The sequence below is a fragment of the Schlesneria sp. genome, from assembly GCF_036405755.1.
GTDB lineage: Bacteria > Planctomycetota > Planctomycetia > Planctomycetales > Planctomycetaceae > Schlesneria > Schlesneria sphaerica.
Genome location: NZ_DASWWZ010000302.1, coordinates 1 through 11354, shown reverse-complemented (window position 1 = coordinate 11354; position 11354 = coordinate 1). Strand labels below are relative to the sequence as shown.

6 protein-coding genes are annotated in these 11354 nt (G+C 56.2%); 2 read left to right on the top strand and 4 right to left on the bottom strand.

Annotated elements, in window-relative coordinates; translation table 11 throughout:
• Positions 1-3063: hypothetical protein (locus VGE80_RS10590; RefSeq protein WP_440592639.1), on the top strand; the 3063-nt coding region annotated here is incomplete at its 5' end.
• A gap of 276 nt (positions 3064-3339) precedes the next feature.
• The gene (locus VGE80_RS10585) at positions 3340-4626 is read left to right on the top strand and encodes an alpha/beta hydrolase family protein (protein WP_373653053.1); all 1287 of its coding nucleotides are present in this window, start codon (positions 3340-3342) and stop codon (positions 4624-4626) included.
• Between the two features lie 382 nt (positions 4627-5008).
• On the opposite strand, the gene VGE80_RS10580 is transcribed toward VGE80_RS10585, so the two are convergent.
• The 4 genes from VGE80_RS10580 to VGE80_RS10565 form a co-directional block, all read right to left on the bottom strand.
• A complete protein-coding gene (locus VGE80_RS10580) occupies positions 5009-5929 on the bottom strand; it encodes a YitT family protein (RefSeq protein ID WP_373653054.1) in 921 nt (306 codons plus the stop codon).
• Between the two features lie 546 nt (positions 5930-6475).
• Positions 6476-6946 carry a RidA family protein gene (locus tag VGE80_RS10575; RefSeq protein ID WP_440592638.1) on the bottom strand — a complete coding sequence of 157 codons (471 nt, stop codon included), beginning with the start codon at positions 6944-6946 and terminating at the stop codon, positions 6476-6478.
• Positions 6947-7013: 67 nt separating this feature from the next.
• Positions 7014-8846, bottom strand: a complete 1833-nt coding sequence (locus tag VGE80_RS10570; protein ID WP_440592637.1) for a CRTAC1 family protein — start codon at positions 8844-8846, stop codon at positions 7014-7016.
• Positions 8846-11354, bottom strand: a 2509-nt coding sequence (locus VGE80_RS10565; RefSeq protein ID WP_440592636.1) for a tetratricopeptide repeat protein, incomplete at its 5' end; no start/stop codon positions are given. The genes VGE80_RS10570 and VGE80_RS10565, both read right to left, overlap by 1 nt.

Here is an 11354-nt window from a genome sequence, read left to right as displayed (position 1 = left end):
TGCCATCATGACCTGCGAACACGAGAACTCGATCAGCATCTGATCTCGGAACATCGATATCTCCCCATCGATGGTAAGCTGCTGCCGTTTGGCCAGGCACTCACCCGTCTTTGGTCTCGCGTGATGCAGCAGTTCGATGAGGTGGCTCTCAATGAGCTTACCAGCCACTTGCAACAGCGGCAGGCACAGCATGTCGTTGCGGCCTTTGCCACGGCATTAACGCAGCAGGTGGTATTCATGCTGCAGGCGCAGGCAGCGCTGCAAATGCAGGAACAGAGACAGACATGGCTCGGCCGACTGAGTCAATGTCTTCATCCCAATCAAATCGCACGGTCGGCCTGCTGGACCTTGTTGGCGCACGATGATGCCCGAATTCGTGAACTGGCCCGCAGTACGGTGGTCTTGTCTGCCGTGACGCGGCTGGTTGGTGAGCATGTGACCCCTGCGGCCTTTCGTGCCACGGTCGACGGACTCGTTCCGCTCGCTGCGGTCCACGAGCGAATCGACGCTTGCCGCCAGCTGATAGAACTGGGAGCCAATCAATTCGCCGGAGAACAGTGCGAAAAAGAACTCGAACTGGAACGCCTGATCGACTGCCCTGAATGTGGAACTTCGTTTCCCAAAAGAGATCTGGCAAGTCACCGGCGGCAGGTGCACCAGGTCTATGAATGGGAAGGAACACGGTATCAGTGGGAAACGCTGGTGCCAGTCTTGCTGAACCGGACAGTCGCAGTGGAAGGGGACGCATTTGCTGCCCGAACGCTCGCCGAAGTCTTCCTGGAAAAATATGGTAACGACGCCTCGAGCCAACTCCATCAAAGCCTGCATGATCAACTCCATAAATCCCGATCAGCCGCTGAACTCCGCGAACTCATATCCGGAGTCGCGACAGCGCTTGGTGGCCTGTCCACCGCATCACACCTTTCCCACGACTTCCTCAACGAGATGAACCTCACCAGTCAGATAGCGGGCCTGGCCATCTTCTCCAGCCTGCATGATGATCCGCCGGGTCCCCTCGTCTCCCTGGCCACCAGCCGGATTGGCGACAGGAAAATTCCGTTCACCATCGGGCAGCAGGCTGCAATCCGGTTACTCAAAACAACCGGCGTCGATTCCGATGTAATACACCGGGCACTCATGGCTTTCGCATCGCGAGCCGACGACGGTCTGAAGGGGATCGAACTCCTGCGTACGTTGGAACAATGGGTTGGTCCGTCCAAAGCCGTCGACGCTGTCTGTCATGATCTGGCCTCAAGAATTCGGATGAGGTGCCCGCGATGCGATGTCGTCATGACTCCCCCCGACCTCGCGCGTCACGTCCGCACAGAGCACGGAATGATTCTCGAGGGACGATCCGTTCGTCAGCCCTGGTCAGTGATTCTGGAATGCCTGGATGAATATGCAGAGCACTCGAATCCTGATTTCCTCGAGCGTGCCGAAGAACTCGCTGACTTTATGTCCCCTCGAAAAGGCCGCGTCCGTTTATGGCGTGAGGCATTGCGAAGGGGGATCGCGCCCCCACACTATCGTCAACAGATGCTCGACTCGGTCAGCAGAACAAACGACAGCCTCTGTCCGGAATGTTGGGAAACGCTTTCTTCCGGCGAGACGGGCGGAAGTGAACTCCAGATCGATCCGCGAGGCGATCTCAAATCGAATCTCATTTCGCTCTATCAACTTGGTGTCCCGGGCATCTGGGGAAGCGTGGAGATCACTCCGTGGAACGGACCGGTCCCTCACTGGTCCCTCACCACACTGGCTGCAGCGATGGCCGTGGGACTGCTGTTCCTGATCCCTGCGGGGTTGTGCGGTCTGTTGGTTCTGGGGGGTAATGCGTCCGCCAGATTGCCCGCGATGTTGACGGGAATCGCAGGACTGATCAGTGCCATGGCCGTGCTGTTGTTCTATCGACCTCGATCGTCGATACCACTGGATGTGGCGTGGGAGTACGTTGTCCCTGCATTGCTGGAATCCGAAACCGAATCGATCAACCCGGCCCACTCGACCTTCATCGCAGACCTTTGCCGGGCGAGTGTCGATCAGGGGACTCCACAGCTTCGGCAGAAGACCTTGGTCAGGGCAATCGAGTTGATCCAGTCGCAGGTAAGGAAGGGGAGTCTGCCGATCTCCCACCTCGTCGAATTGTGGATACTTCGGTTGGAAGATGCGCTGTATCAGAAACGTCACTCCGGGGAAGTTGAATCTGTTTTGAATGAGATGCTGGCAGAAATGGTGAAAGGCGACCTGCCAGTCCAGCTTGATGCGCGAGCAAAGCGACTGATTTCCCGACTCAATGTGGAAGTCGTTGTCGGGGGATTGTGGCATTTCATCGTTAAAGCCCGCGCGGTCGGCCTGAATGCCGTGGACCTCATCGAGTTGTGCCAGAACTCAACCACTCTGACAGCATTGTTGACCCGGCTCACCATTCGCCCCCACGAGCTTGCGTATTTTGTCGCCCTTACCGAAATGGAAAAAGTAGGCAAATTGCCCGTTGGGCTGATCCCTGCGAGAAAGCTGAAACCAGGCAGCAGGGATGTCCTCACAGAATACCCCAATCTGCTGGCGAGAACGGAACTTGTCGGGCGCTCATCCGATCATGATGCAGTGTTGTTATGCCCTAATGAACTGATATTCAGAGACCGGAGATTTACGAGCTGTCCCGATGCAACAGTGCAAAAGAAGTATCAATTCGTTCAGACAGGATGGACTTACCAGCGCAAAGACGGGGGCCCCGATCTGCGGTATTCAAAGAATCCTCCTACGGGTTATGACAATCTTATCGGTTATCACCTTTGTGTCGGTAATCAGACTTGGAGCTATAAGGCAGACCCTGAGCCGCTGGCGGCCAGACTCAGGACATTGGGCCGCTTTGTTTTTGGCGATCTCCCGATTCTGGCAGAAAAATTGCAGCGGGAATCCGTTTCGCCCCGGGTTTTGCGTCTGCTCGCCGGCCATAGCGTCCGCTGTCCGCGCTGCAGGACTGCGCTCGTCTATCAAAAGGGCGCAGTTTCCGACCGAACAACAGAACCGGTACCCTTTCTTGAACAGGAAGAACTTGTCTAAATTTAGGATCCGACGCGTCTCATCGTCGCATCAACAATGTATGATAAGGACGTCGGAAGAGACGAAGAACCTTGATCGAAGGCCAGTTGAAGCAGCATTGCCACGACGACTGGTCCCTGACAAAGGGAATTCAGGCAAGTCGAATAGGAGCCAACCGGTGAGTCATACCCACCCAGCCTGAAAAACCGGGCCAGGGGGGTGACTCAGTCGAAGTTCGCTCAAAAAATGGTTAGAAGTTCCCATATCGATATTTGTTTGTGCCAGATCTGCGGGGGAATGTTATCCGTGTCGAACACGCATCCATCAGTCATGATCTCGACTTGTCTGGGGGCAATGTGCGGGTTGATGTTATCCGCCGTGGCCCTGGCTCAAGAGACCGCTCCTGCGGCGGTTGCTCCTGCGACAGAGACCCCTTCGGCACCCATCCGATTTGACCTGCAGGCGTTGGCGAATCCTCCTGCTGTTTTTCCCGCTGACGACCTTCAGGTCGAGGGGGTCAAAGCCTTCTACTATCAGGGGTTGAACTACAACCAGCGACCGACCCGCGTGTTCGCCTACTACGGCGTCCCCGCGAAAAAAGAAGATTCGCATGATACTCGGTTGCCCGCCATCGTTTTGATCCATGGAGGAGGGGGCACCGCCTTCGACCGCTGGGTGAAACTCTGGAACTCGCGCGGTTACGCTGCCATCGCGATGGATCTGTGCGGATGTGTTCCGGTTGGAACCTATGGCAACTGGAAACGTCATGACGATGGTGGTCCTGCAGGATGGGATGCCAGTTTCAACCAGTTAGAAACGCCCGTCGAAGATCAATGGACTTATCAGGCGACCAGCGCGGTCGTCCTTGCTCACTCGCTGCTCCGCTCGTTCCCTGAAGTGGACCCGGATCGAATTGGAGTTACCGGGATCTCGTGGGGTGGCTATTTGACCTGCATCGTGGCAGGGGTCGACTCCCGCTTCAAATTTGCTGCTCCCGTCTACGGCTGTGGTTTCCTCGGGGAAAATTCAGCCTGGCTACCCGCCTTTGAAAAGCTCGGTCCTGAAAAAGCGGGACTCTGGCTGCGACAATGGGACCCCTCGGTCTACCTTCCCCAGGCAGAAATGCCGATGCTGTGGGTGAATGGAACCAATGATTTTGCTTACCCGATGGATTCATGGCAGAAGTCTTACCGCCTGCCAAAAGGAAACCGTGATCTGTCCCTTCGCGTGCGAATGCCGCATGGTCACGGCCCCGCAGGCGAAAACCCCGAAGAGATTCACGTCTTCGCCAATTCCATTCTGAAACACGGCCAACCACTGGCCCGCATCACTGCCCAGGGTCAGGCCAACAATAATGAGATCTGGGCAACCTACAAGTCCGATGTTCCAATCACCAAAGCCGAATTGAACTATTCCGTCGATACAGGACGGTGGCAGGAGCGCAAATGGGAGACGCTCGCCGCAGAAATCGATACCGCCACCGGCCGTGTCTTTGCCCAAATTCCTGCCGAGGCAAAAGTCTACTACCTGAACCTGTTCGACGACCGCAACTGTGCCGTCAGTACTCAGCACATCGTCAGGTAATGGGCCTCGGACCCATTGCCAGCGTTCTTGACGATGAGGCCGTCAATACCGCCCCTGTTTGCTCATCTGCTTTGGCTGAGTCGTCAGAGAAGTTGAGCTTCGTTAATCAGATATCCCCTCGCGGCTTGTCCCGGCAGCAGTCCAGTCAACAAGGGCATCATTGGACGACTGTTGCAAACGCCTAATCAGGCGATGAACGCGACTGCTCTACTGGGTTGGAGCGTTTACCGAGAATTCCCAACCAGATCCGCTCCTTCTCGTCGCTGGTCCGGTACTGGCATTGCCGGGAGTCAGTCTGGCGGGAGCCGCCCGTGGACCGCGATGGCGACCAAATGGTCCGGAAGAGTTGGCTATTGGCCGATGCACGTACCCGGGCACGTACTCAGTGCAGACCCGACCGCTTGACCATTCCTCCCTGAACATCAGACAGGGATGTCGTCACCACGAATGCCGACGGATCGACATCAAATATGATGGCCTTCACCTTACCAATCTCAAGTCGCGTCACCACGCAATAGAGGATTTCCTGATCGGCACCGCTTTTCCCCCCGCGGGCCTTATAGATCGTCACCCCACGTCCAAGTTCATCCATGATCCGGATACGAATCGGGGAACTCTGCTCAGACACAATCGTCAAGGCCGTGTATTGCTCGATGCCGTAAATAATGAAATCCAGCGTTTTCGCTGCTGAGACATACGTCAGAATCGAGAAGAGCGCCTTCTCGACACCCAGCACAAACATCGCCACGAAAAAGATGACGACATTGATCGCCAGAATAATGTCCCCCACCCGGAACAGGTGACTCTTCTTACTGATCAGCAGGGCCGCGATTTCGGTTCCGTCCAGCACCGCGCCACCGCGAATCGCCAGACCAATTCCTGCCCCGATGAAGAAACCGCCAAACACGGCCGTGAGCAGATGGTCTTCTGTGACATCAGGAAAATGCACCACCTGCAACATCAATGCGAGCAGACCGATCGCACACGTACTTCGAAACGCGAAGGCGAGTCCGACCTGACGATACCCCATTGCGATGAACGGGAAATTGATGACGGGCAACAGAACGGAAAGTGATTGTCCGGTCGACTTCGCCAGCAACATTGAGATACCGGTCACCCCACCGTCGATGAAATCGCTCGGCATCAGGAAGCCATGTAAGCCCATTGCCGCAGAAAGTGCCCCGAGCACGATGAGAGCCAGATTGCGAATTTCCCGCAGCTGCCGTTTCTGGATGACGAATCGCGCTGAATCGAGCAGTCGTTCCTGAAGAGTCGAAAGCAGGTCGCGGAACGTACTTGGCATAGATTCTGATTCGGTCTTCCAGAGTGACAAAAGACAAGGAATAAGCGGTATAACTGTGTTGTCTGAAATTGGGAAGTGTTGCTAGCCGAAACTCCCCGAAAACACCTTCTTTTCGCGTGCGGAGCTCATCCCTCGTAGGGAGCAACACTCCATTGGACGTCCATCTTCCCATCCTTCCTATGCATTGGAACGTGATGCCGGGAACACTCAATCCTGAGATTTGCGCAAGCTAAAGCACAGATAGGTTTGTTTTCTGAGCAGGGTTAACAGGACTCAACAGGAAAGGGCCCGGTGACCTCGACGAATCAAGAGGAAGTGTGACGCGTCACGTCGCTCCGGATCTTGACACACTGCTCCCACCTATTTCCGACCCGCTTACCAACCACACGAGACTGCTCCTCGCTCTGCGCTCTCCCTTCAAACCCGCCGACCGACAAGCCCCGACGAACGAAGCAGCAACCAGCTTCCCTGTCACCTCTCTGCTCATCACTTTTATGGTCCGACGGGAGCGGGCCACTAAAGGTCGACTTCCCGTGGGTCGTGCCTCTAGTCAACCACTTCGGCCCAGATCGCCAACTCCACTGCCGCGTTCATCGGCAGTTCATTCGATCCCACCGCAATACGTGTATGTTTTCCCGCTTCGCCAAAAACTTGAATGAGCAGTTCCGAAGCCCCATTGATCACTTGAGGCTGACGGGTGAAGCCGGGGGCTGATTGGACGTAGCCTTCGACGCGGACGATGCGAGTCACCCGATCAAGGCTTCCTACGCACTTCTTGATCTGCGCCAGTGCATTGAGGGCACACATCCGGGCGGCGTGAAATGCCTGTTCCTCGTGAAGTTCGGTCCCTACTTTCCCTTTGAACATCAGTTCCTTGCCCACCATCGGCAACTGGCCGCTGGTGATGACCAGATTGCCTGTCCGCAGGACCGGCACATAGAAACCGACCGCCTCTGGCGCACTCGGCAACTGATGGCCAATCTGCGATAGACGCTGTTCGACGACTTCTTCTGTCATGATGCCTTGTCCTTTCGTGGTAGGGGTCTGGGAAGCACAGGTTCAGAATACCACGGCACAGCCCAGTTCAGGAGTCCGGTGTCACTGTCAGCACCTGATCGACCTGAGGAGCCAGGATGACCTTGCGCTGTCCACCGGGCCAGGTCACCGTCACCTGCTTGATGGAATCCTTCTTGCCCAGGCCGAACGTCACTGGCAACTCACTTTGAGAAAGATAACTGCGAGTCGGCATCACCTGAGCATTCATCTTCTCTGAGTCCAGTTCGACTTCAATCTGGGCACCGATTGCAGACCGACACGCATGAGGCCCCCGTGCATCCACGCGTAACCAGTGATGCCCCAGCTTCTGATCATTGCGCAAAAGTCGCGGTGCCGAATTCACCGCCGCAAACAACAGGTCCAGATCCCCGTCACCGTCGATATCCGCAGCAGCCGATCCCCGTCCGACCATCCGCTGGTAGAAATCGACGCCGGACTTCGCCTTGGGGACTGCCACAAATTCCGTCGGAGACTCAGGCCCGCAGTTCCAGAAGAAATGCGGTGGCTGGGCATACTGCTGGCTCAACTGCACCTTGCTGATCTCATTCTCGAGATGACCGTTCGCTCCAATAATGTCTGGGCGTCCGTCCAGATCGATGTCGAGGAACAGTGTTCCGAACTTGAGTTCCAGTCGCGATTGCGGACCGATCCCGGTCGCATTCGCCTCGTCCACGAAATCCATCGAATCACCGCGTGTCACATAGAACGCAGTCATCTCGTTAGAAAAATTTCCAATCACTACGGCCAGATGTTCGCCATTGCGGAAGCGGGCCGAGTCGATCCCCATGGCCCCACGGGCGTTTCCCTGCTGGTCAAACGCGACGTTGTGCAGAATGGCAACTTCTTCGAATGTTCCATCCCGCAGGTTATGGAACAGAAAATTCTGGACGGTATCGTTTGCGACAATAATGTCCATAAACCCGTCACGATCCGCATCCACGAAGGTGACCCCCAGCGACTTCGCGACAGCGACATCCTTTCGTGCCGGGTTCGTGACGTGCAGCCCGGCAGACTTGCCAACTTCTGTGAACTTGCCTTGATCATTGCGATAGAGATACGGAAACGTCCCGGGGAAGTTTTGGGGACGGCCGTAGGCACGCTCACGTCCCGTCAAAGTGAAGGGCTGGGCCTTATCAAACTCACGGTCCCACTTCACGTAATTGGCCACAAAAAGATCCAGGTCGCCGTCGTTGTCATAATCCAGAAAGCCGCAACTGGTGCTCCACTCCACTTTGTCTCCACCAACCCCTACCTCTTCGCTGACATCAACGAACTTCCCACCCTCATTGCGAAACAGCCGATTGGGCCCCACCGCCGAAAAGAAAATATCGAGGTCGCCATCAGAGTCATAATCGCCGATTGCAACCCCTTGTCCGTAGAAGGCCACATTCAGCCCAACCTCGTCAGTGACGTCCGTGAATCGACACTCGCCGTCATTGCGGAACAGCTTCTGCGTGGGGACCGGATCCAGCGGCTGATCGTCCCAGGGCCACTGAGTCGAGTTGACGAAGAGGATGTCCTGGTCGCCGTCATTGTCGTAGTCGAGGAACGCACACCCCCCGCCCATCGTTTCCGGCAGCAATTTTTCTCCCGTGGCACCGCTGTAATGCTGGAACCGCAGACCGGCTGATTTGGTGATATCGACGAATGGCATCTCCGGAATTTCGACGGTCGGTAACTTACGTCGTTCTGGCGGAGCTACCTGGGTCGTGATCTCGACTTTCGGGGGTTTCTGCAGCGATTTCCAGTAGAAGAAGCCTCCAACGACGATCGCCGTCAGAGCAATGGCACTGGCAGACCAGACAAAGGCCCGGCCCACCACGGCATCATCCTGCTCTTCTCCGTTTTGAGGTTGATTCATTACTTATCTTCCTTGTCTGCCACTTGTGTCGCATCCGCTGAGACCTGCTGCGCTGCAAGCCCCGGAGCACCGGCGCGATGAAGTTGATAGATCACGATCGGCTCGGATGCTTTCGCAGCGGCAGGATATTTCACTTTTGCCTTCTGCTGAGCCACATCGCGGGCATTATCATCCTGTTTGTACCGCTCATGCAGCCTGCCGTGCTCTTTGGCAAGGGTGTCGTGCCTGGCGACCGCTGCCTGATCCCCTCGCGCGTCGGCAATCAACTTCAACTCGGCATGGATCTGTCGCAGTCCGTAGTGCGCCGTGACGTTCTCGGAATCCAGCTTCAAAGTTTTTTCGTACTCAGTGGCGGCCTGTTCCAGCAGCACCTGGCGAGCCTCGGTTTCGGCGGGGCTGCGAATCTGCTTGGCCTGCTCAAACAGCGTTTGAGCGAGCAGGTTAATCACTTCGTAATCCATACTGAAATCGAAACCTCGTTCCGTCCGTTCCGGCGTTTTATCTTCAAGAACCGAACGAAACGCCTTTTCTGCCCCTTGAAGGTCACCTTGCTGGAGATTGATCATCCCCGTCAGCCAGGCAATCGTCCACGGCGGTGCTGGCGGATCCGTGAACTCGGACGCACGGGCAATGGCCGCCGTCGCCTCATCAAGCAGTCCTTCCTCGAAGTAGGAACGGGCAATATTGAGAGCCCCGTCATACCGCTTGTTGTCTTTCAACTGTTCCAGCCGGGTAAACGCCTCGTCCGCCTGCTTGAGCTCCGCACGGCCTTTCAGGAACAAACCGATCCCGTAGTCGTTCCACCGTTGCCAGACGGGAATTTCAACCTTGGCGTTCTCGACAACGGCATCACTGCCATCTACGGGGAAGGTGATCTTGTCCACCGCCAGTGTCGTGATCGGCAGTTCGTTCAGGTAGGGTTCCCCCGGCTTGTGCCCGCGGATCGGCAGGTCCCCTGGTTTCGCCGTCCGGGTGAAGAAATCCGTGAAGATTTTGTCGAACTTGCGATACTGCAGCTTGACCTCCACCGTAATCGGTTCGGTCACATCCTCAGGAACCGGCAAACTGTAGTGAACCGTGCTGGCCGCACCGGGTGGAATCTGGTTGTTGTACAAAGGAGTGAAGATATCCTGCGGATTTCGACGGTCGATTCGATTCCCGTCTTTGTCCAGCATGAACACATTGATGAAGTGCGACCAGGGATCGACTTCGCGTTGTTCGTCCAGACCACCGCTACGCCCGATCACCCGGCCACCACTCGTGGCGATTACGTCCAGCCACACCTCGTTGGAATCGACCGTCCCCTGCGTAAAGGGATGCCCCATCTTCAGCGTCCGGACGACCGTCTCCAGCAGATACGTTTTCCCCGGCTTGAGCGTCGGCACTTCGGGACGGAGCGGAGCAATCAATTCCCCATCCACCTCGCCACCTTCCTTCACACCGAAGATATCGACCCGGAGTTTCTCTTTGAGAAAATCCTGATGAGCCTTCACCGTAGCGTCGTCATCCTTCAGCCAGGAAAGCCCGGTATTGGCCGCCGGAAAGAGATGATTGTGAATACTCGGCTGCTTTGCTCCGGCAAACAGCCGTGCTCCGAAGTCCTGGGACTCCTGCAGTGGCATATGACAGCCATTGCAGTTCTGCACGGCCTTATCGGGATAGTAGAAACTGCGGGCGCCGTGGCCCGAAACACCACTCAACAGGTACGTGTCATGATGATTCTGACCACGCAGAAATTCCTTGTAGTGGTTCAGGGCATAAGGCAAATGCACCTTGTGGCACGTCGAACAGAAATCCGCCGACTTGTGAAAGTCTTTCAGGAAGGTCTTCTTGTGCAGAGCCGGCTTCGCCTTCACCAACTGGTTATTCACCCATTGCAGCACCGCGTTATCGCTGAAAGCGAATGGATAATGTTCCGGCTCTTCAATCGTGTAATCGGCATTGCCACGGGTGCTGTTGACGTGCGTGATCGAATGGCAGACCGTGCAGGTAATCCCGGCCTGAGCCGTCGGATGATTGACGTCATCAAACTTGGGATCGTCAAACGCCCCGCTGAAGAACGGGACCGGGTCGTGACAACCAGCACACCAGCGCGCCCCTCGAACATCTCCGTCCCGTTTGAACGAGACTTCGCGTGTTTCCCGCACACTGGCCAGGTACGCCGGATTGTTGAACGAACTGAGATGATGCGAGCTGTGGAACCAGCCCTCGTACGCGTCCTTGTGACACTTCAGACAGTAGTCGTCCCGCATCATGGACTCGGCAGGAATAAAATTCCCCGTCGACGTCCGGGCCAGCGACGGGAAGAAATACTTGTCTGCTCCCTCCTTGGGTCCCGCCTGATTCCACTGACGGGGATCCTGGTTGTGCAATGAGATCAGAACCGCCGCCGTCGCACCGACGCCCACAACATATCCCAGTCCCAGTTTCCAGCGAATTTTGGGGCCCGCCAGTCGATGCAGCCAGTAAAGCCACAAGCAGAAGAGAGGCGACAGAACGTGAGCCCAG

Bases quoted from the DNA above. Each gene is read 5' to 3' on its own strand.
- VGE80_RS10570 (WP_440592637.1), bottom strand. From the start codon at position 8,846: ATGAATCAACCTCAAAACGGAGAAGAGCAGGATGATGCCGTGGTGGGC.
- VGE80_RS10585 (WP_373653053.1), top strand. From the start codon at position 3,340: ATGTTATCCGTGTCGAACACGCATCCATCAGTCATGATCTCGACTTGT.
- VGE80_RS10575 (WP_440592638.1), bottom strand. From the start codon at position 6,946: ATGACAGAAGAAGTCGTCGAACAGCGTCTATCGCAGATTGGCCATCAG.
- VGE80_RS10580 (WP_373653054.1), bottom strand. From the start codon at position 5,929: ATGCCAAGTACGTTCCGCGACCTGCTTTCGACTCTTCAGGAACGACTG.